Here is a 20,337-nt window from a genome sequence, read left to right as displayed (position 1 = left end):
TCGCAGGCCGCCCCGAATGGGAGAACACGGTGGGCAACCACTAGCCTTAGACGCATGGCGGAATTCATCTACACAATGACCAAGGCCCGCAAGGCCGTTGGCGACAAAGTCATCCTCGACGACGTCAGCATGTCCTTCTTCCCCGGAGCGAAGATCGGCGTCGTCGGACCGAACGGTGCCGGTAAGTCGACCATCCTGAAGATCATGGCGGGCCTCGACACCCCGTCGAACGGCGAAGCGCGCCTGAGCCCCGGCTACACCGTAGGGATCCTCCTGCAGGAACCGCCCCTGAACGAGGAGAAGACCGTACTCGGCAACGTCCAGGAGGGCGTCGGCGAGATCTACGGGAAGATCCAGCGGTTCAACGAGATCTCCGAGGAGATGGCAAGCCCCGACGCCGACTTCGACACGCTGCTCGACGAGATGGGCAAGCTGCAGGAAGCGATCGATGCCGCCGACGCCTGGGACCTCGACTCCCAGCTCGAGCAGGCCATGGATGCACTGCGCTGCCCGCCGCCCGAGGCCGATGTGCGTGTGCTGTCCGGCGGTGAGCGCCGCCGTGTGGCACTGTGCAAGCTCCTGCTGCAGAAGCCGGATCTCCTGCTCCTCGACGAGCCCACCAACCACCTCGACGCCGAGAGCGTCCTCTGGCTGGAGCAGCACCTGAAGTCCTATGCCGGTGCCGTCCTGGCCGTCACCCACGACCGGTACTTCCTCGACCACGTGGCCGAATGGATCGCGGAGGTGGACCGGGGGCACCTCTACCCCTACGAGGGCAACTACTCGACCTACCTCGAGAAGAAGCGCGCGCGCCTCGAGGTCCAGGGCAAGAAGGACCAGAAGCTGTCGAAGCGTCTCACCGAGGAGCTCGAGTGGGTCCGCTCGAATGCCAAGGGCCGCCAGACGAAGTCCAAGGCACGCCTGAACCGCTACGAGGAGATGGCAGCGGAGGCCGAGCGCACGAGGAAGCTCGATTTCGAGGAGATCCAGATCCCGCCGGGCCCGAGGCTCGGCAGCCAGGTCATCGAAGCGCGCAACCTGCGCAAGGGGTACGACGACCGCGTCCTCATCGACGAACTGTCCTTCTCGCTGCCCCGCAACGGCATCGTCGGCGTCATCGGTCCCAACGGCGTCGGCAAGACCACGCTGTTCAAGACCATCGTGGGCCTCGAGCCCCTCGACGGCGGGGAACTGCGTATCGGCGAATCGGTGAAGATCTCCTACGTCGACCAGTCGCGTGGAGGCATCGACCCCAACAAGTCGCTGTGGGAGGTCGTGTCCGACGGACTCGACTTCATCCAGGTGGGCCAGGTCGAGATGCCGTCCCGCGCCTACGTCTCGGCGTTCGGCTTCAAGGGACCCGACCAGCAGAAGAAGGCGGGCGTGCTCTCCGGCGGTGAGCGCAACCGCCTGAACCTCGCGATGACGCTCAAGCAGGGTGGCAACCTCCTGCTCCTCGACGAGCCGACCAACGACCTCGACGTCGAGACGCTCTCGAGCCTCGAGAACGCACTGCTCGAGTTCCCCGGCTGCGCCGTCGTCGTCTCGCACGACCGCTGGTTCCTCGACCGGGTGGCAACGCACATCCTGTCCTACGAGGGCACCGAGGACGACCCGGACAACTGGTACTGGTTCGAGGGCAACTTCGACGCGTACGAGCAGAACAAGGTGGAGCGGCTCGGACCGGACGCCGCGAAGCCGCACCGCGTCACGCACCGCCGCCTCACCCGCGACTAGGGGCACCGCGACCGGACACGAAGGAGGGACACGGCATCATGCCGTGTCCCTCCTTTCGTGTCCGCTGGTATGCGCTCGGATCCGCGCCCTGCAAGCCCGCGGGCACCGGCGGGACCTGGCAGAATCCCTCAGGCGGACGGAATCCTGACCATGCCCTCCTGCGCCACACTGGCCACGAGGTCGCCGCTGCGGTTGTAGATGCGTCCGGCAGCGAGCCCGCGGGCTCCCGACGCGCTGGGGGAGCTCTGGACGTAGAGCAGCCAGTCGTCGACGCGGACCGGGCGATGCCACCACATCGCGTGGTCGAGGCTGGCCACGCTCATGCCGGGCTGGATCCAGCTCAGCCCGTGCGGCCTCAGGATGGACTCCAGGAGGGTGTAGTCGCTCGCGTACGCCAGGGCCGCGCGGTGGAGGTCGGGGTCGTCGGGCATCGGCCCGAGGCTGCGCATCCACACAGCGTTCCGTGGCTCCCGCGACCCCTCGTTGGACAGGTACAGGGGAGCGTCGATGTGCCGGATGTCGAAAGGACGGTCGAAGGCCCAGGCGCGGGCCACGGGGTGGTCGAAACCGCCGAGGAGATCGACCGTCGAGGGCAGGCTCTCGGGGTCCGGCACGTCCGCCGGCATCGTGTCCTGGTGGACGATCCCGTCATCCGGCTCCTGGAAGGAAGCGATCATAGACAGGATGGGCACGCCGTTCTGGTAGGCGTGCGTGCGGCGCGCCGAGAACGAGCGCCCGTCCCGCAGGCGCTGCACCCCGAACGTGATCGGCTGGTCCGCATCCCCGGCACGAAGGAAGTAGGCGTGCATCGAGTGCACGTCCCGGCTGGGCTCGACGGTGCGCATCGCCGCGACGAGCGACTGCGCGAGCACCTGCCCCCCGAAGACGCGGCGGCTCGGCTGCCGGACCGAGGTCCCGACAAAGATCTCCTCGTCCGTCTGGGCGCCCTCCGCACTGCTGAGGTCGAGGAGGTCCAGGAGCGTCGCCGTCGGATCCTTCCGCGGTCCTCCCTCCGCCGGTGCTTCAGCCGGGGGCGCGTGTTCTGCCATGGTTCGGTGTCTCCTCGTAGGGCGGCGTCTGGTGCAGTGGAGCCCGGCGGCCGCGCGAGGCGGTCCCGGGCATCTACTGACAGTAGACGCCGTCCCACCGGCGCTCAACATGCCGGTCGCACGACGGCATGGCGTTGCTCACACCGGAGTCTGAACGGGACCTGCGGATCGCTCCGGCCGAGCAGCTTTTGAGAGTATGGCCCTATGTCTCCCGTGCACACCATCCCCCTCCAGCTGCGATTCGGCGACGAGGACTCCTACGGCCACGTCAACAACGTCCGTTTCCTGCAGTTCCTCGAGGACGCGCGCGTGCTGCTGATGAGCGAGCCCCGGCCCGGCGGGTCGTTCATGGACCTGGTCGATGCCGATCACTTCACGCTCGTGGGCCGGCAGGAGATCGAATACCGGGCCCCGCTGAACTTCAGCACCACACCCGCCGCCGTCGACCTCTGGGTGACCGCCGTCGGCGGCTCCAGCTTCGAACTGGGCTATGCCGTGCGGGACCGCGTGGAGAGCGAGGGAAGCACCATCAGCGCGATCGCTGCGACCACCATGGTGCTGGTCAGCCGGAGCACCGGGCGACCCGTTCGCCTGTCGGAGGCGCAGAAGCGCATCCTTTCCGCCTGGGCCGGCCCTGCCGTCCCGTTCCGCCGCGCGCGCAGCAAGTAGCACCCGGATGACCTCCCCCTTCGTGCGCCTCGCGGACCCGCAGACCGTCGCCGACTTCCGGACCTTCACCGCGCGCGCCAGGGCCAACGACGACGGCGGCATGCGGCTCGTCGCGGCGGGCCCGGTCCTGGCAGCCTATGTCTGCACCCTCCGCCCCACGGTGCTGGGGGAGCCTGTCCCCACGGTTCTCGGCCTGCGCACCATGGCGCTCGCGGCGGACGCGGGCGCCGTGACCGCCGTGGATGTCACGGTGTCCCTGGGATCCGTCCTCGACCGTCTCGCCCGGATGGGGGACACCGACGTCGAGTTCGCCGTGCCGACGGTCACGACGACGGAGAACTGGGCCGGCGTCCTGCCGCCCCGCTCCGGCTGGGAGCACGCCGGGACCATCGGCTGCGATGCCCTCGACCGGGCTGCGAGGGATGGCATCGGGGAAGTGGCCCGCAGCCTGCCGGACCGGGCGGGCGCCCCGCTCGTGAGCAGCGCCCGGACCGCCGTCTGGGGCCGGGCCCTCGCAGGTGCAGCCGGCGCGGTACCGGCGGGAGCCGCCTTCGGGGCCTTCAGTCTCGGGTTCCTGGAGCCGGGCGGGACGGCGACGCTGCACACGAACGGCCGCTGGTCCCGCCTGAGCACCCGTCGCGGGCACATCCTGGTCCGCGCGGCAGCCATCCTCTAGGGAGCGCCCCAGGACGACTCCGGCCACGACCACCAGCGCTCGAGTCCCCGGGACGGGGTCACCTGCGTCGTCCCCGGCGCGGCCGCGAAACTCCGTGCGCGTGCCGTCCCCGGCGCACGGGGACTCAGTCCGCCGCGTTGACCATCGAGTGTGCGGCGCGGTCGAGGTAGTCCCACAGCGTGGCCTCGTGCAGGGGAGCGAGAGCCAGGGCGTCCACGGCGGCACGCATGTGGTGCAACCAGCGGTCCCGCGCCTCGGGCCCGACCCGGAAGGGCATGTGCCGCATGCGCAGCCTGGGGTGTCCACGCTGCTCCCCGTAGGTCTTCGGACCGCCCCAGTACTGCTCGAGGAACAGCAGGAGCCGCTCCTTCGCGGGCCCAAGATCCTCCTCCGGGTACATGGGCCGGAGGACGTCGTCGCCGGCGACGCCGTCGTAGAACGCGTCGACGAGCGTCACGAACGTCGCATGGCCGCCGATCGCCTCGTAGAAGTTGTCCGTGTACTGCGGCTGGCTGAACTGCTGCCCCGCCACGACGAGCCGTTCGGCCGGTAACGGGGGACGGACCCCGGAGACCGGGAGCGGGAGGCCGGGAGCGGGAGGTACCTCGCCCTGCGGCCTGTTCTCGCCCGGGGAAGCTGCCCCGTCGTGCTCGCTGGTGCTCATGCCTGTCCCTCCGTAGCAGCGGCAGCGGGCGCTGCCCCTTCGGCCGGCGGTGCCACGTAGTCCCCCTGCGACCGGTTGCCCACCTTCGTGATGTCTCCGTTGCGCACGTACCAGATGGCTCCGTCGGCATCGACCATCCGGGTGATCCGGAGGCCGAGGGACTGTACGACGCCCACCGTGTCTCCCACCTCGATGGTGTCGCCGATCCCGTACTGGTCCTCGATGGTGATGAAGAAGCCGAGGAAGGCGTCACGGATGACCTCCCTGGCACCGAAACCGATCGCGATACCGACGATGCCGACGCTGGCCAGGATGGGACCGATGTTGAAGCCGAGGGTCTCGATGGCCATGAGGATGGCCACGATGGCGATGGTCCCGGCAGCGATGCTCGACATCAGGCCGCCGATCGTCTCGGCCCGCTGCACGCGCCGCGCGCTGTCGAACGGGCGGAGGGCCGGCTGCGCCCACTTGAAGTGCGGCTTCTTGAAGACGCTGTAGCCGTCCTGGACACGCTTGACCGACCGTGCGATGAGGAAGCGGACGACGAGCCACAGGAGGAGGGCGCCGATCAGGATGATGACGGCGCCGATGACCTGGCCGCCGTAGCCGAGGGAGGGAAGGAATGTCATGTTGTCGCTTTCGTGCAGGCGCCCGGGTGAGGTCCGCTCGGGATCATCGGTCGATGACCGGGGCGCGGGGACGCCTTAACAGGCTACAGCGACGGCAGGGCGGTCCCACGAGGTGGTGCGTCCCTACCCCGAGGCGCCCGCGGTGCTGCTCGAGGGGCCCGCCGAGCTCGGCTCGTGGTGCACCGGGAAGTCGAGGGACCGCGCGATGAAGCACAGCCGGTTCGCCTCCGCGTGCAGGGAATCGGCCAGGGCGGTCTGGGCGGCGTCGGCCACCTCCACGTGCGGGTGCAGCGTGATGCCGGTGAACTCCCCGCTGCCGTCGCTGTTCACGCGCAGCGTACCGGTCGCTGCGTCCCGGTATCCGGTCACGACGACGCCGGCCTTCACCGCGACATGGAGGTAGGACAGCAGATGGCACTGGGCCACGGCGGTGAGCAGCAGCTGTTCGGGGTTCCACCGGTCCTTCGACCCGTGGAAGGTGGGATCCGCGGTGCCGGCCAGGGATCCGGGCCCGTCGACCTCGATCTCGTGGTCACGGCTGTAGGACCGGTAGCCGGAGGTCCCCGAGCCGAGGTTGCCCGTCCAGCGGACCCGCGCCGAGTAGTGGTGTTCCTGCAGGTTCATGGATCCAACCTAGTACGCGGCGCGGGCCCGGACACGGGGAGGACCGGTGTCCTCCCCGTGCCGGGGCCGCCTACCTGTCCGCGGCCTGCGCCGCGAGTGCGCGCACGACGCCGTCCCGGCTCTCGAGGATCAGGCGCCGCAGCGACGGCGAGTCGGTCCCGAGTCCCGCCAGGAAGGCGTCGGTCCGATCGAGCGTCGCCGGCGTGGTGAGCAGCGAGGGGTAGAGCCCCACGACGATCTGCTGGGCGATCTCGTGGGTACGGGTGGCCCAGACCTCCTGGATCGACGCGAAGTACCGGTCGACGAACGGTTCGAGGAGGGAGCGGTCATGGACCCGCGTAAACCCGGAGATCATCGAGCGCTGGGTGGCGTTCGGCAGGTCCGTCGCGTCGACGAGTGCCGCCCAGGCCGCTTCCTTCGCCTCCGGGGTCGGCAGTGCGGCCCGGGCCGCTGCTGCCGCGAGCTGCCCGGTGGCCGTCGAGTCGCGGCGCAGTTCCGCGTCGATGCCGGCCTCGCCGGAGCGCCCGCCCACCACGAGGCTGGTGAGCAGCTCCCAGCGCAGGTCCTGGTCCACGGTGAGGCCCTCGGGGACCTGCTCGCCAGTCAGCATCGCCGACACGGTGTCCAGCTGGGATGCCGTGCGGGCGTGCGCCGAGAAGGCCCTCGTGAACTGCAGCTGGGCGTCGGAGCCGGCATCGGCGGCCAGGGCGAGCTCGAGGAGGCTGTCCGCGGCAGCGTCGCCCATCGCCTCGCGGTCGTCGGGGTTGACGTAGAACGCGAGGGTGGAGGCGAGCTGCCGGAGCAGGACCAGGACCACGGAGGAGTCGGACTCCGCCCCGATGTTCTGCAGGACCAGTTCGACGTAGTCGCGGGCGGCCGTCTCGCCGTCGCGGGCGGCGTCCCAGGCCGACGCGAGCACGAGCGTACGGGGGAGGGAGTCGCGGAAGTCCTTCACGTGCCGCACGGAGGTCCTCAGGGAGGCGGGATCGAGGCGGATCTTCGCGTACGCGAGGTCGTCGTCGTTCAGCAGGACGAGCGCCGGGCGCGCGAGGCCCACGAGCTCGGGCACCTCGGTGCGCTCGCCGTCGACGTCGAGCTCGAGGCGGTGGACGCGCACCAGGGCGCCGTCGTCGTCATGGTCGTAGAAACCGACGGCGAGCCTGTGCGGGCGGATGGTCGGGAAGGCCTCGATGGCCGTCTGGAGGATGGCGAACGAGGTGATGGTGCCGTCGTCGTCCGTCTCGAACTCGGGGCGGAGGGTGTTGACGCCGGCGGTCTCGAGCCAGAGGGCCGACCACGCCTGGAGGTCCCTGCCGCTGGCGGCCTCGAGTTCCGAGAGGAGGTCGGCCAGTTCCGTGTTCTGCCAGGAGTGCTTGGCGAAGTACTGCCGCACGCCCTGCATGAACTCCTCCTGCCCCACCCACGCGACCAGTTGCTTGAGGACGGAGGCACCCTTGGCATAGGTGATGCCGTCGAAGTTCACCTGGACGTCCTCGAGGTCGTTGATCTGCGCGACGATCGGGTGCGTCGAGGGGAGCTGGTCCTGGCGGTACGCCCAGCCCTTCTCGAGGATGGCGAAGGTCGTCCAGGCCTGCTCGAACTCCGTCGCCCTGGCCGCGGCCAGCGTGGACATGAACTCGGCGAAGGACTCGTTCAGCCAGAGGTCGTTCCACCAGCGCATCGTGACGAGGTCGCCGAACCACATGTGGGCGAGTTCGTGCAGGATCGTGATGGCACGCCGCTCGACGGTCGCATCGGGCACCCGCGAGCGGAAGACGTAGGTCTCGACGAACGTGACCGCGCCCGCATTCTCCATGGCGCCGGCGTTGAACTCGGGGACGAACAGCTGGTCGTACTTCCCGAACGGGTACGGTGCGCCGAACTGCTCCTCGAAGAAGGCGAAGCCCTGCCGCGTCAGCGCGAAGATGTTCTCGGCATCCATGTACTGCATGAGCGACTTCCGGGCGAAGACGCCGAGCGGGATGGTCCTGCCGTCGGAACTCGTCAGCTCGCTGCGCACGGACTGGTACGGGCCCGCGATGAGGGCCGTGACGTAGGACGACAGGACGGGCGTGGGCTCGAAGTACCACGTCGCGCTGGCGCCGCCGTCCGCGCCGGCCCCTGCCTGGACCGGTTCCGGCGTGGTGGTGTTCGAGATGACGTCCCAGTGCGACGGCGCCGTGACGGCGAAGCGGAACGTCGCCTTCAGGTCCGGCTGCTCGAACACGGCGAAGACCCGCCGGGAGTCGGGGACCTCGAACTGGGTGTAGAGGTAGACCTCGCCGTCCACCGGGTCCGTGAAGCGGTGGAGACCCTCGCCCGTGTTCATGTAGAGCATGTCGGCCTCGACGACGAGCCTGTTGGTGGCGGCCAGGACGGGCAGCTGGATCCGGACACCGTCGGCGACCTCCGCCGGGTCCAGTTCCACGCCGTTCAGCTCGACGCGGTGGACCGTGTCCGTCACGGCGTCGATGAACGTCGAGGCGCCCTGCTGCGCGTCGAAGGAGATCACCGTCGTCGATCCGAACACGCGGTCGCCGCGGGTCAGGTCGAGGGTGATCTCGTAGGAGTGGACAGTGAGCAGATCGGCGCGTGTACGTGCTTCGTCGCGCGTCAGGTTCAGACCGGGCAAGGATCGCCTCCAGGGTGGTGTGCGGGTGCTCGCAGGTGACCGCGGCGTTTCGTATTCTCTCACTCCACCGGGCGCCGGCGTGAGGATGGCCCGGTGCGCAGCGGGTCCGGACTAGGCTGGAAGGGTCCTGCCACGCTGGGCGGACGTATCCCGCAGCCACCGCCGGCTCTTCCCGGCGCCACGAGAAGGAACCGATCGCCATGCGCGTCCACCTCGCCACCGACCACGCCGGCATGGAGCTGAGCGCCCACCTGCTCTCCCACCTCACGGCGGCCGGCCACGACGTCGTCGACCACGGTCCGACGTCCTACGATCCCGAGGACGACTACCCCTCCTTCTGCATCGACGCCGCGCAGGCCGTCGTCGATGATCGCGCAGCGGGGACCGAGGCGCTCGGGATCGTGCTCGGCGGCTCGGGCAACGGTGAGCAGATCGCAGCGAACAAGGTACGCGGGGTCCGGGCGGCACTCGCCTGGAACCTCGACACGGCGCGCCTCGCACGCCAGCACAACGACGCGAACGTCATCGCCGTCGGCGGCCGTCAGCACTCCGTGGAGGAAGCCACCGGGATCATCGAGGCCTTCCTCGCCGAGCCGTTCAGCGGCGCCGAACGGCACAGCCGCCGGATCGGCCAGATCGCGCGCTACGAGGAGACGGGCAGCGTTGCCTGAGGGCCACTCGGTCCACCGGCTGGCGCAACAGTTCTCGTCCGTCTTCGTCGGCGAGACGCTGGCCGTGTCCAGTCCGCAGGGCCGCTTCGCCGCGGGCGCGGCGCAACTCGACGGCGGCACCCTGCTCAGCGCCCTCGCCCACGGGAAGCAGCTGTTCCTGCGCTTCGACAACGGCCGCGTGCTGCGCGTGCACCTCGGGCTGTACGGCGCGTGGACCTTCGGCGGGGACGCCACGTTCCGTGGGGCCTCGAGCATCGGAGCGCCCCGCCGCGTGGGGGAGTCCGAGCAGCCGTCGGAGGGCGGTCCGACGGCGTATGCGGGACCACCGGAACCCGTGGGCGCTGTGCGTGTCCGGTTCGTGTCCGAGCACGGCTGGGCCGACCTCCGCGGGCCGACCGCCTGCGAGGTGATCACGACCGCTGACGAGACGACGGCCCGCGCGAAGCTCGGCCCGGATCCGCTCCAGCCCCGGCCGGACGGGTCGGCCTTCGTCGCGAAGGTCCTGTCGAGCATCACGCCCGTCGGGATCCAGCTCATGAACCAGGCGGTCATCGCGGGGATCGGCAACATCTACCGCGCCGAGGTGCTGTTCCTGCAGGGCATCAACCCCTGGCGCCCGGGGAAGCAGCTGAGGGAGGACGAAGCGCTGGGGATCTGGGCCGACACCGTCCGGCTGATGAGGGACGGCGTGCGCGAGGGCCGCATCATCACGACGACGGTCGAGGCCCGTAACGGGAGGCCGAAGCGATCGGCTCCCAACTACGTCTACAAGAGGACGGGCGAACCCTGCCGCCGGTGCGGGACCACGGTCCTCAGTGCGGAGATGGCCGCGCGCACCGTCTACTGGTGCCCGTCCTGCCAGCCGGACTGACGCCCCCGCGGCCGCCGGGCGGTGTGCTCGAAGCGGTGTACTTAAACAGGAACACCCGGACGAGGAGTCCGGGTGGGCCGCTTTACAGCGGAAGGAGAGGGGATGACGGGAATCGAACCCGCGTAATCAGTTTGGAAGACTGAGGCTTTACCATTAAGCTACATCCCCGCAACGGGCCCCTTTCGGGACCCCGTGGAACGCATATAACTACACCACAGCTGCCGCGCGATCGCCAAATGTGCGCGGTGGACGTAAAGGTGCGTAGACTGGCACTCGCACTTACGGGGTGTAGCTCAGCTTGGTAGAGCGCCTGCTTTGGGAGCAGGAAGTCGCAGGTTCAACTCCTGTCACCCCGACTCTGTCGTGTGATGAGGAAAGTGCCTCCGCTGCAGAACCAATCCCAATCATCTCAGGAGTCCTACGCTGTGAAGAGCGCTGTTGAAACCCTTTCCCCCACCCGGGTGAAGCTGAACGTCGAGGTTCCCTTCGAGGAACTGAAGCCCAGCATCGACGAGGCCTACAAGACCATCGCCACCCAGGTCCAGGTTCCAGGGTTCCGCAAGGGCAAGGTTCCGCAGCAGCTCATCGACCAGCGTGTCGGCCGCGGCTACGTGATCGAGACCGCCATCAACGACGGCCTGAACGGCTTCTACCAGAGCGCCGTGCAGGAGACGGGAATCCGTCCCCTCAGCCGCCCCGAGGTCGAGATCACCGAGGTCCCCGATCCTGCGAAGAAGGACGGCCAGCTCACCTTCACCGTGGAACTGGATGTCCGTCCTGAGATCGAGCTGCCCGACTACAAGGGCATCGAAGTCACCGTCGAACCCGTCGAGGCGTCGGACGAGGACATCGAGAAGGCGATGGACGAGCTGCGTGGGCGCTTCGGCACCCTGGCCGCCGTCGACCGCCCCGCCAAGGACGGCGACTTCCTCACGATCGACCTGACCGCAGCGGTCGACGGCGAAGAGGTCGACTCGGCGCAGGACCTGTCCTACCAGATCGGCTCCGGCACGATGCTCGAGGGCATGGACGAGGCCGTCACCGGGCTGTCCACGGACGAGACCGCGATCTTCGAGACCAAGCTCGCCGGTGGTGAGCACGCCGGCGCCGATGCCCAGGTCACCGTGCTCGTCAAGGCCGTCAAGGAGCGCGAGCTCCCCGCCGTCGACGACGAATTCGCCCAGCTCGCCTCCGAGTTCGACACCGCCGAGGAACTGCGGGCCGACCTCGCCAAGCAGGCCTCCGAGTCCAAGCTCATGGACCAGGGCGTCGAGGCGCGCGACAAGGTGCTCGACCGTCTCGTCGAGCTCGTCGCCGTGCCCGTCCCGGCCAGCGTCGTCGAAGAGCAGCTGGAGCAGCACTTCAACGGTGAGAACGCCCACAGCGCCGGCGAGGACCACGACACCGAGGAGCACCGAGCCGAGGTCCGCACCAACACGGAGCGCGCCTTCCAGAACGAGGTCATCCTCGACGCCGTCGCCGAGAAGGAAGAGGTCGGCGTCAGCCAGAGCGAGCTGATCGACTACATCGTCTCCACCGCGGGCCAGTACGGCATGGAGCCGAACCAGTTCGCCCAGATGCTGGACCAGAGCGGTCAGGTCCCGATGATCGTCGGAGAGGTCCGCCGCCGCAAGGCCCTCGCCAAGGTCCTCGAGTACGCCACGGTCACCGATACCAGCGGTGCCGCCGTCGACCTGAGCGAATTCGTCCGTCCCGCCGGGGACGACGCCGAGACGATCACCGTCGACGACGTCGAGACCGAGCAGGACGCCGTCGAGGGCATCGAGGCCGGCGAGTCCGAGACCGCTGAGGCTCCCGAGGCCGCAGAGGCTCCCGAGACCGCCGAGGCTTCCGAAGCCGCAGAGGCTCCGGAGGCAGCCGAAGAGGCCGAGACCGAAGCAGCTCCGAAGAAGAAGGCACCCAAGAAGAAGGCCGCCACGAAGTAGCCTTCCTCCGCAGCGCCGACAGCGGTGCCGCAGCCTCCGGGCGGCGGCACCGCTGTCTCGTTAAGCGCTGCCGGAGCCGTTTCCAGGCCCCCGCGAAGCGGCTCCCGGGACCCCGCCCGCCACCGTGCGCCGTCAGCGAACAGTTCGCGGTGCGGGAGCAATTCACCGCCGCAGCGGGTTAGTGTCCAAGGAGAGACAAACGGACGGGTCGGCCTAAGTGGCAGCGGCCCGCCAGAGTGAGAGGTTAACGCAATGGCAACCGAACCAAGTACCCCGAGCATGGCCGGTCCCGAGATGGGCGGACGTGACGAGTACATCTACACCCGGCTCCTCAAGGAGCGCATCATCTGGCTCGGTTCCGAGGTCCGCGACGACAACGCGAACGCCATCTGCTCGCAGCTGCTCCTGCTGTCGGCCGAGGACCCCGAGCGCGACATCTTCCTCTACATCAACTCCCCGGGCGGCTCCGTGACCGCGGGCATGGCCATCTACGACACGATGCAGTTCATCCCGAACGACGTCGTCACCGTCGCCACGGGCCTCGCCGCCTCCATGGGGCAGTTCCTGCTGTCCTCGGGCACGAAGGGCAAGCGGTACGCGACGCCCCACGCCCGCATCCTGATGCACCAGCCCTCCGGCGGTATCGGCGGAACGGCCACCGACATCCGCATCCAGGCAGAACTCATCCTCCACATGAAGCGCGTCATGGCCGAACTCACGGCGGAGCAGACGGGCCAGACCGTCGAGACGATCCTCAAGGACAACGACCGCGACAAGTGGTTCACAGCCCAGGAGGCCCTCGACTACGGCTTCTTCGACCACATCTCCGCGCACTCGGGCTCCGTCGCCGGCGGCGGCGGCACCGAGCAGAACGCGTAGTCCGCAGCAGCCTTCCACCAGTCGTCCTACAGGAGACACCATGAACCACGATTTCCAGGCAGCAGCGGGATCCACGGCGCAGAACCTGCCGACCAGCCGCTACATCCTTCCCCAGTTCGAAGAGCGCACGCCGTACGGCTTCAAGCGCCAGGACCCGTACACGAAGCTGTTCGAGGACCGCATCATCTTCCTCGGCACGCAGGTCGACGACGCGTCCGCGGACGACGTCATGGCGCAGCTGCTCGTGCTCGAGTCCACGGACCCCGAGCGCGACATCACCCTGTACATCAACTCGCCCGGCGGATCCTTCACCGCGATGACGGCGATCTACGACACCATGCAGTTCATCCGGCCCGAGGTGCAGACCGTGTGCCTCGGCCAGGCTGCCAGCGCCGCGGCCGTCCTGCTGGCTGCAGGCGCACCCGGCAAGCGCCTCGCGCTGCCGAACGCGCGCGTGCTGATCCACCAGCCCGCGCTGTCCGGCGGCCAGGGCGGGCAGGCCTCCGACCTGGAGATCCAGGCCAACGAGGTCATGCGCATGCGCACCTGGCTCGAGGACACGCTGGCACTGCACTCGGGCCGCACGGCCGAGCAGGTCAACATCGACATCGAGCGCGACAAGATCCTCACCGCCGCCGACGCCGTCGAGTACGGCCTGGTGGACGAGGTCCTGACCTCGCGCAAGATCACCCCGCCGAAGATCAACACGCCGTAGTCGGCAGGGCGGATCCGATGGTCCAGGGGGCCGCCGGATCCGCCCGATCGTCCGGTCATCGCCCGTGGCGCCGCAAGGCACCACGGGCATTTTGATACCGGCTACCACGGCCATGTGGCCTAGAGTGGTTCTAGCAATCGCGTAATACCTAAGGGGATTGAACCATGGCTCGCATTGGTGAGAGCACGGATCTGCTCAAGTGCTCCTTCTGCGGGAAGAGCCAGAAGCAGGTGCGGAAGCTGATTGCCGGCCCCGGCGTGTACATCTGTGACGAGTGCATCGACCTGTGCAACGAGATCATCGAGGAGGAGCTCTCCGAGGTGGCCGATCTCGGTACGTTCGAGCTGCCCAAGCCCCGTGAGATCTTCGACTTCCTGCAGGAGTACGTGGTCGGCCAGGAGCCCGCGAAGCGTTCCCTCGCCGTCGCCGTCTACAACCACTACAAGCGCATCCAGTCCGGCAGCGGTCCGCGTGCGGCGGGAACCCTCGCCGACGCGGCCGAGACCGAGGACGTGGAGATCGCCAAGTCGAACATCCTGCTGATCGGCCCCACCGGGTGCGGCAAGACCTACCTCGCCCAGACCCTGGCGCGCAGGCTGAACGTCCCGTTCGCCGTCGCCGATGCGACGGCACTGACGGAGGCCGGTTACGTGGGCGAGGACGTCGAGAACATCCTCCTCAAGCTCATCCAGGCCGCCGACTACGACGTCAAGAAGGCCGAGCAGGGCATCATCTACATCGACGAGATCGACAAGATCTCCCGCAAGAGCGAGAACCCCTCGATCACGCGCGACGTCTCCGGCGAGGGCGTCCAGCAGGCGCTGCTGAAGATCCTCGAGGGCACGGTGGCGTCGGTGCCGCCGCAGGGTGGGCGCAAGCACCCGCACCAGGAATTCATCCAGATCGACACCACGAACGTGCTGTTCATCGTGGCCGGGGCGTTCGCGGGGCTCGAGGAGATCATCGGGTCCCGGGCGGGACGGAAGGGCATCGGCTTCGGCGCGCCGCTGAGCTCCCTCAAGAACGAGGAGGCGAGCTACGGCGATGTCATGCCGGAGCACCTGCTGAAGTTCGGGCTGATCCCCGAGTTCATCGGCCGACTGCCCGTCATCACCACCGTCACCCACCTGGACCGTCCGGCGCTCATGCAGATCCTGACGGAGCCGAAGAACGCGCTGATGAAGCAGTACCAGAAGATGTTCCTGCTGGACGGGGTCGAGCTCGTCTTCGAACCGAAGGCGCTCGAGGCCATCGCCGACCTCGCCCTCGACCGCGGCACGGGCGCCCGGGGACTGCGCGCCATCATGGAGGAGGTCCTCCTCCCCGTCATGTTCGACCTGCCGAGCCGCGAGGACATCGCCACCGTGGTCATCACGGACGACGTCGTCGCCAAGCGGGCGGAGCCCACGCTCATCTCGCACGAAGTGGTCGCGAAGCGGCGGAACAAGTCGGCCTGACCCCGCGGCGGACAGCGATCCGACAGGAAAGGCCCGGCCGATCGGCCGGGCCTTTCCTGTGTCCTCAGGCCGTGGCGCCCGCGGTGGCTCCGGCGTCCGCCTGCGGGTAGCTCGGTGGGTGGACGGCTGCCATCTCCTCCATGACGCGGACGACCTGGCAGCTGTAGCCGAACTCGTTGTCGTACCAAACGTAGAGGACGAGGTGGATGTCCTCGGAGATGGTCGCGAGGCCGTCGACGATGCCGGCGCGGCGGGAGCCGACGAAGTCGGTGGAGACGACCTCGGGGCTGTCGATGTAGTCGACCTGCTTGCGCATGCCCGAGTGCAGGGACATCTCCCGCAGGTAGGTGTTGACCTCCTCCTTGGTGGTGCCCTGTCCGAGGGTGAGGTTCAGGATCGCGATGGAGACGTCCGGGGTGGGCACGCGGATGGAGCTGCCGGTGAGCTTGCCCGCGAGTTCGGGCAGGGCCTTGGCGACGGCGGTCGCGGCGCCGGTCTCGGTGAGGACCATGTTCAGGGCCGCGGAGCGGCCCCGGCGGTCGCCCTTGTGGAAGTTGTCGATGAGGTTCTGGTCGTTGGTGAAGGAGTGCACGGTCTCGACGTGGCCGTGCACGACGCCGTAGCGGTCGTTGATGGCCTTCAGGACCGGGGTGATGGCGTTGGTGGTGCAGGACGCCGCGGTGATGATCCGGTCGGTGTCTTCGATGGTGCCGTGGTTGATGCCGTGCACGATGTTCTTCAGTGCGCCTTTGCCGGGTGCGGTGAGCAGGACCCTGGCGACGCCGGTGCTCTCGAGGTGCTGGGAGAGGCCCGCCTCGTCGCGCCAGCGGCCGGTGTTGTCCACGACGAGGGCGTCGGTGATGCCGTAGGCGGTGTAGTCGATGGAGGCCGGGTCGTCGGAGTAGATGACCTGGATGCGGGTGCCGTTGGCGGTGATGGTGTTCGACGCCTCGTCGACCTGGATGGTGCCCTCGAAGGATCCGTGCACGGAGTCGCGGCGCAGCAGGCTGGCGCGTTTGGTGAGGTCGTTGGCGGAGCCGCGGCGGACGACGATCGCGCGCAGGCGCAGGCCGTGGCCGCCGCCGGCCTTCTCGATGAGCAGGCGGGCCACGAGCCGGCCGATGCGCCCGAAGCCATAGAGGACCACGTCGGTGCTGGTGCGCTCGTCGTGCCCGCCCTGGCCGACGATGTCGGCGAGCTCGGTGCGCAGGAACTCCTCCAGGGAGCGTTCGTCCCCGGCGGCGGTGGAGGCGTCGTAGGACAGTCGCAGGCGCCCGATGTCGATGGCGGCGGCGCCGAGGTCGAGGTCGGCGAGGATCGCGAGCATGGGGGCGGTATCCTCGAGGCGGAGTTCCTCGGTGGTGATGCGGCGGGCGAAGCGGTGGGCCTTGAGGATGTTCATCGTGGACTTGTTGATGAGGCTGCGTCCGTGGATGCTCGTGACCACGTTGTTCTTCCGGTACAGGCGTCCGATGAGCGGGATCATGGCTTCGGCGAGTTCCTCGCGGTCGAGCCAGCCGTCGTGGGTGTCGGCGGGGGTGTCGGCGTGGTCCTCGGTCCGGTGCTGCTGCAAAACGGCGTCCCTTCCATCACCGGGAAGTCCGGTGCGAACTCATCCAGCCCGATGCGACGCAGGGATAGCGCCAGGCACCGTCGGCTGGTCGTGTCCTTTCATTAGACCGCCTCCGGCAGCACGGCACCAACTCGGGGCGGAATACGACGTCGACAGGGCGGGTTGCACGGAAGAAGGCTACGGCCTCCCAATCTCAGAAGGAGTACTGCATGAGCGAGTCCACGACCGTCGAGAAGGCCGATTTCTGGTTCGACCCCCTGTGTCCGTTCGCCTGGATCACGTCGCGCTGGATCGGCGAGGTGGAGCAGGTCCGCGACATCTCCGTCGACTGGCACGTCATGAGCCTGTCCGTCCTGAACGAGGGACGTGACCTGCCGGAGGAATACCAGGCCATGATGCTGCAGGGCTGGGGGCCGGTCCGGGTCATCATCGCCGCTGCGGAACTGCACGGGAACGAGTACATCAAGAAGCTGTACGACGCGATGGGCACCCGCATCCACATCGGGCAGGACAAGGACTTCGGGCGGGTCATCCGCGAGTCCCTCGAGGAGGTGGGCCTGCCGGCGGACCTGGCCCGGTTCGCCACCACCGACGAGTACGACGAGAAGCTCCGGGCGTCCCACAAGGACGGCATCGATCGTGTCGGCGACGAGGTCGGCACCCCGGTGGTCGCCTTCAACGGCACGGCGTTCTTCGGTCCGGTCCTGACGAGGATCCCGCGCGGCGAGGAAGCCGGCCGTATCTTCGACGGCGCCGTGCTGCTGTCGGAGTTCCCCGAGTTCTTCGAGCTGAAGCGGTCCCGCACGAAGAGCCCGACGTTCGACTAGTCCGCAGGACAGACGGAAGGGGACCCACCGTACGGTGGGTCCCCTTCCGCGTTCTGCGCCCGGGAGGCCTATTCGGCGGGCTGGGCGACCAGTTCGACGTCGGAGACGGCCAGGGTGCCGTCTCCTTCCGCGAAGCGGAGGTCCCTGGCGTTGCCCGCGGCGAGGAGGTCGGACAGCCCGGCACGGACCTGCTCCACCTGCACCGACGGTGCCGTCACGACGGCGGTCTCGACCTCGGTGCGCTGTTTGACCTTCGCCTCGGACTTGGCCTTGCGGATGCCTCCGAGGGCCAGCGCGACGGAGGTGAGGACACCGGCGTCGGCAGTGTCCGGCAGGCCGGCCAGCGCGTCCGCGCTCGGCCAGGCCGCCCGGTGGACGGAGCCCTGGCGCCACCAGCTCCAGACCTCCTCGGTGGCGAACGGCAGGAACGGGGCGAACAGGCGCAGCAGGGCATCGAGCGTCGTGGCCAGCGCTGTCTGGACGGACTGCGTGCCCGCGTCCGCGGAGTCCCCGTAGGCACGGTCCTTGACCAGTTCCACGTAGTCGTCGGTGAAGGTCCAGAAGAAGGACTCGGTCAGCTGGAGCGCGCGGGCGTAGTCGTACTTCTCGAACGCCGCGGTCGCCTGGTCGGTCACGGTCCGTAGCTGTGCCAGCAGGGACAGGTCCAGGGCGTTGGAGACGCGCCCGACAGCACCCTCGCCCACCGACGCCTCGGTGACGCCGAGGTTCAGGACGAACTTGGAGGCGTTGAGCAGCTTGATCGCGAGGCGCCGGCCGATCTTCATCTGGTTCACCTCGTACGCGGTGTCCGCGCCGAGCTTGGCGGATGCCGCCCAGTAGCGCACGGCGTCGGCACCGAACTGCTCGAGGACGTCCGTGGGTACCACGACGTTGCCCTTGGACTTGGACATCTTCTTCCGGTCGGGATCGAGGATCCAACCCGAGAGCGCCGCGTGCTTCCACGGCACCGAGTCCTGCAGCGCGTCGGCGCGGACCGCCGTCGAGAACAGCCAGGTCCGGATGATGTCGTGTCCCTGCGGGCGGAGGTCGAAGGGGAAGACCTTGCCGAACAGGTCCTCGTCGCGGGCCCAGCCACCGACGATCTGCGGTGTGAGCGACGAGGTCGCCCAGGTGTCCAGGACGTCGTTGTCGCCGATGAAGCCGCCCGGCTGGTTGCGTGCGGATTCCTCGAAGCCCGGGGCGGGGTCGGCCGCCGGGTCGACCGGGAGGGACTCGAGCGCGGGAACGACGGGATGGTCGTACTCGGGTTCGCCGTCGGCGTCGAGGCGGTACCAGACGGGGACGGGGACCCCGAAGAAGCGCTGCCGGGAGACCAGCCAGTCGCCGTTCAGGCCCTCGATCCAGTTCTCGTAGCGCGAGCGCATGAAGGCAGGGTGGAAGTCGATCTCACGGCCGCGCTGGATCAGTGCGTCCCGCTTGCCGGCGTCGCGTCCGCCGTTGCGGATGTACCACTGGCGGCTGGTCACCACTTCCAGGGGCTTGTCGCCCTTCTCGTAGAAGTTGACCGGGTGCACGATCTTCTTCGGTTCGCCGTCGAGGTCCCCGCTCTCGCGGAGCAGTGCGACGACGGCCTCCTTGGCGCTGAAGATCGTCTTGCCGGCCAGCTGCGCATAGTTCTCGCGGGCGCGCCCGGTGGCGATCCACTCGGGGGTCTCCGAGCGGATGCGCCCGTCGCGACCGACGACCGCGCGGGTCGGCAGCTGCAGCTCGCGCCACCACGTGACGTCGGTCAGGTCGCCGAAGGTGCAGATCATGGCGATGCCGCTGCCCTTGTCGGGCTTCGCGAGGGGGTGCGCCTTGATCTCGACCTCGACGTCGAACAGCGGGGAGGTGACGGTCGTGCCGAAGAGGGGCTGGTAGCGCTCGTCGTCGGGGTGCGCGACGAGGGCGACGCATGCCGGCAGGAGCTCGGGCCGCGTGGTCTCGATGTGGATCTGTCCGCCGTCGGGTGTGGAGAAGGCGATCCGGTGGTAGGCACCGGGCTGCTCGCGGTCCTCGAGCTCGGCCTGCGCGACGGCGGTGCGGAAGGTGACGTCCCACAGGGTGGGCGCTTCGGCGAGGTAGGCGTCCCCGGCCCTCAGGTTCTCGAGGAAGGCGCGCTGCGAGACGGCCCGTGAGGTGTCGTCGATGGTCCGGTAGGTCAGGTCCCAGTCGACCGAGAGGCCGAGCGTGCTGAACAGGTTCTCGAAGACCTTCTCGTCCTCGACCGCCAGCTCCTCGCAGAGCTCGATGAAGGTGCGGCGCGACACCGCGTCGAAGTCGCGCTGGTTCTTGGCCGGCTCAGCGGGCGGCCGGTAGTCGGGGTCGTAGGCGACCGACGGATCGCAGCGCACCCCGTAGTAGTTCTGGACGCGGCGCTCGGTGGGCAGACCGTTGTCGTCCCAGCCCATGGGGTAGAAGACGTTGGCGCCGCGCATGCGCTGGAAGCGGGCGAGGACGTCGGTCTGGGTGTAGGAGAACATGTGCCCGACATGCAGCGATCCCGACGCCGTGGGCGGGGGTGTGTCGATCGAGTACACCTGCTCACGCGTGGTGGCCCGGTCGAAGGAGTAGGTGCCGTCCGTCCGCCATTGGCGGGACAGCCTCTCTTCGAGGCCCTCGAGGGCGGGCTTGTCGGGAACGGAAACGGGCTGGGGTGAGGGCGTGTCTGTGCCCTGGGTCGTGTCGGCCATGCCTCCATTGTTCCCTACGGCGGCG

At 68.6% G+C, this 20,337-nt stretch carries 17 protein-coding genes and 2 tRNA genes; 11 read left to right on the top strand and 8 right to left on the bottom strand.

Translation table 11 applies throughout. The annotated features are described in order from the left end of the window. Window positions 1-54 precede the first annotated feature (54 nt). The gene (gene ettA / locus AC0Z9V_RS03040) at window positions 55-1,737 is read left to right on the top strand and encodes an energy-dependent translational throttle protein EttA (protein WP_133080644.1); all 1,683 of its coding nucleotides are present in this window, start codon (window positions 55-57) and stop codon (window positions 1,735-1,737) included. Window positions 1,738-1,865: 128 nt separating this feature from the next. Here the strand turns inward: ettA and tesB are convergent, their stop codons facing one another. Further along, window positions 1,866-2,786 (bottom strand): acyl-CoA thioesterase II, encoded by a 921-nt coding sequence (gene tesB / locus AC0Z9V_RS03035; protein WP_133080643.1) that lies wholly within the window; start codon window positions 2,784-2,786, stop codon window positions 1,866-1,868. A 204-nt stretch (window positions 2,787-2,990) separates the two neighbouring features. Here tesB and AC0Z9V_RS03030 point away from each other — a divergent pair, with 204 nt between their 5' ends. Together AC0Z9V_RS03030 and AC0Z9V_RS03025 are read left to right on the top strand one after the other, a co-directional pair. Beyond that, window positions 2,991-3,455, top strand: a complete 465-nt coding sequence (locus AC0Z9V_RS03030; protein WP_485140659.1) for an acyl-CoA thioesterase — start codon at window positions 2,991-2,993, stop codon at window positions 3,453-3,455. A gap of 7 nt (window positions 3,456-3,462) precedes the next feature. Then, on the top strand, window positions 3,463-4,131 hold the full coding sequence (locus AC0Z9V_RS03025) for a DUF8185 domain-containing protein (RefSeq protein WP_485140658.1): 669 nt from the start codon (window positions 3,463-3,465) through the stop codon (window positions 4,129-4,131). 124 nt (window positions 4,132-4,255) lie between these two features. Here the strand turns inward: AC0Z9V_RS03025 and AC0Z9V_RS03020 are convergent, their stop codons facing one another. The 4 genes from AC0Z9V_RS03020 to pepN form a co-directional block, all read right to left on the bottom strand. After that, window positions 4,256-4,795 carry a globin gene (locus AC0Z9V_RS03020; protein WP_133080640.1) on the bottom strand — a complete coding sequence of 180 codons (540 nt, stop codon included), beginning with the start codon at window positions 4,793-4,795 and terminating at the stop codon, window positions 4,256-4,258. Then, entirely contained in the window at window positions 4,792-5,424 is a 633-nt protein-coding gene (locus AC0Z9V_RS03015; RefSeq protein ID WP_485140657.1) for a mechanosensitive ion channel family protein, read from the bottom strand. The genes AC0Z9V_RS03020 and AC0Z9V_RS03015 overlap by 4 nt, the downstream gene beginning before the upstream one ends. Before the next feature lie 123 nt (window positions 5,425-5,547). Beyond that, window positions 5,548-6,048: an OsmC family protein gene (locus tag AC0Z9V_RS03010; RefSeq protein ID WP_485140656.1), complete on the bottom strand. Its 501-nt coding sequence runs from the start codon at window positions 6,046-6,048 to the stop codon at window positions 5,548-5,550. Between the two features lie 70 nt (window positions 6,049-6,118). Beyond that, a complete protein-coding gene (gene pepN / locus AC0Z9V_RS03005; protein ID WP_485141267.1) occupies window positions 6,119-8,671 on the bottom strand; it encodes an aminopeptidase N in 2,553 nt (850 codons plus the stop codon). Between the two features lie 209 nt (window positions 8,672-8,880). Between pepN and AC0Z9V_RS03000 the strand changes: the two genes are divergently transcribed. Both AC0Z9V_RS03000 and AC0Z9V_RS02995 read left to right on the top strand, forming a co-directional pair. Beyond that, window positions 8,881-9,351, top strand: a complete 471-nt coding sequence (locus AC0Z9V_RS03000) for a ribose-5-phosphate isomerase (RefSeq protein ID WP_133080637.1) — start codon at window positions 8,881-8,883, stop codon at window positions 9,349-9,351. Next, window positions 9,344-10,222: an Fpg/Nei family DNA glycosylase gene (locus AC0Z9V_RS02995; protein ID WP_133080636.1), complete on the top strand. Its 879-nt coding sequence runs from the start codon at window positions 9,344-9,346 to the stop codon at window positions 10,220-10,222. The genes AC0Z9V_RS03000 and AC0Z9V_RS02995 overlap by 8 nt, the downstream gene beginning before the upstream one ends. 97 nt (window positions 10,223-10,319) lie before the next feature. Here the strand turns inward: AC0Z9V_RS02995 and AC0Z9V_RS02990 are convergent. Further along, window positions 10,320-10,390 (bottom strand) — tRNA-Gly (locus tag AC0Z9V_RS02990). A 114-nt stretch (window positions 10,391-10,504) separates the two neighbouring features. Between AC0Z9V_RS02990 and AC0Z9V_RS02985 the strand changes: the two genes are divergently transcribed. From AC0Z9V_RS02985 to clpX, 5 genes are all read left to right on the top strand, one after another. After that, window positions 10,505-10,578, top strand: a tRNA-Pro gene (locus tag AC0Z9V_RS02985). Window positions 10,579-10,647: 69 nt separating this feature from the next. Then, entirely contained in the window at window positions 10,648-12,168 is a 1,521-nt protein-coding gene (tig, locus tag AC0Z9V_RS02980) for a trigger factor (protein ID WP_485140655.1), read from the top strand. 252 nt (window positions 12,169-12,420) lie between these two features. Further along, on the top strand, window positions 12,421-13,047 hold the full coding sequence (locus AC0Z9V_RS02975; protein WP_279628600.1) for an ATP-dependent Clp protease proteolytic subunit: 627 nt from the start codon (window positions 12,421-12,423) through the stop codon (window positions 13,045-13,047). Window positions 13,048-13,087: 40 nt separating this feature from the next. Then, window positions 13,088-13,762: an ATP-dependent Clp protease proteolytic subunit gene (locus AC0Z9V_RS02970; protein WP_133080634.1), complete on the top strand. Its 675-nt coding sequence runs from the start codon at window positions 13,088-13,090 to the stop codon at window positions 13,760-13,762. A 164-nt stretch (window positions 13,763-13,926) separates the two neighbouring features. Further along, window positions 13,927-15,219, top strand: coding sequence for an ATP-dependent Clp protease ATP-binding subunit ClpX (gene clpX, locus AC0Z9V_RS02965; protein ID WP_485140654.1), 1,293 nt, complete (start codon window positions 13,927-13,929; stop codon window positions 15,217-15,219). 64 nt (window positions 15,220-15,283) lie between these two features. Here the strand turns inward: clpX and AC0Z9V_RS02960 are convergent, their stop codons facing one another. Then, window positions 15,284-16,792 (bottom strand): glyceraldehyde-3-phosphate dehydrogenase, encoded by a 1,509-nt coding sequence (locus AC0Z9V_RS02960; RefSeq protein WP_485140653.1) that lies wholly within the window; start codon window positions 16,790-16,792, stop codon window positions 15,284-15,286. Window positions 16,793-17,001: 209 nt separating this feature from the next. Here AC0Z9V_RS02960 and AC0Z9V_RS02955 point away from each other — a divergent pair, with 209 nt between their 5' ends. Next, complete coding sequence (locus AC0Z9V_RS02955) at window positions 17,002-17,619, top strand: mycothiol-dependent nitroreductase Rv2466c family protein (protein WP_133080631.1); 618 nt, start codon at window positions 17,002-17,004, stop codon at window positions 17,617-17,619. 68 nt (window positions 17,620-17,687) lie between these two features. Here the strand turns inward: AC0Z9V_RS02955 and valS are convergent, their stop codons facing one another. Beyond that, a complete protein-coding gene (gene valS / locus AC0Z9V_RS02950; protein WP_459268160.1) occupies window positions 17,688-20,312 on the bottom strand; it encodes a valine--tRNA ligase in 2,625 nt (874 codons plus the stop codon). Between the last annotated feature and the right edge of the window lie 25 nt (window positions 20,313-20,337).

The sequence above is a fragment of the Arthrobacter sp. UYP4 genome (assembly GCF_057291175.1).
This window is presented reverse-complemented; position numbering and strand designations above follow the sequence as displayed.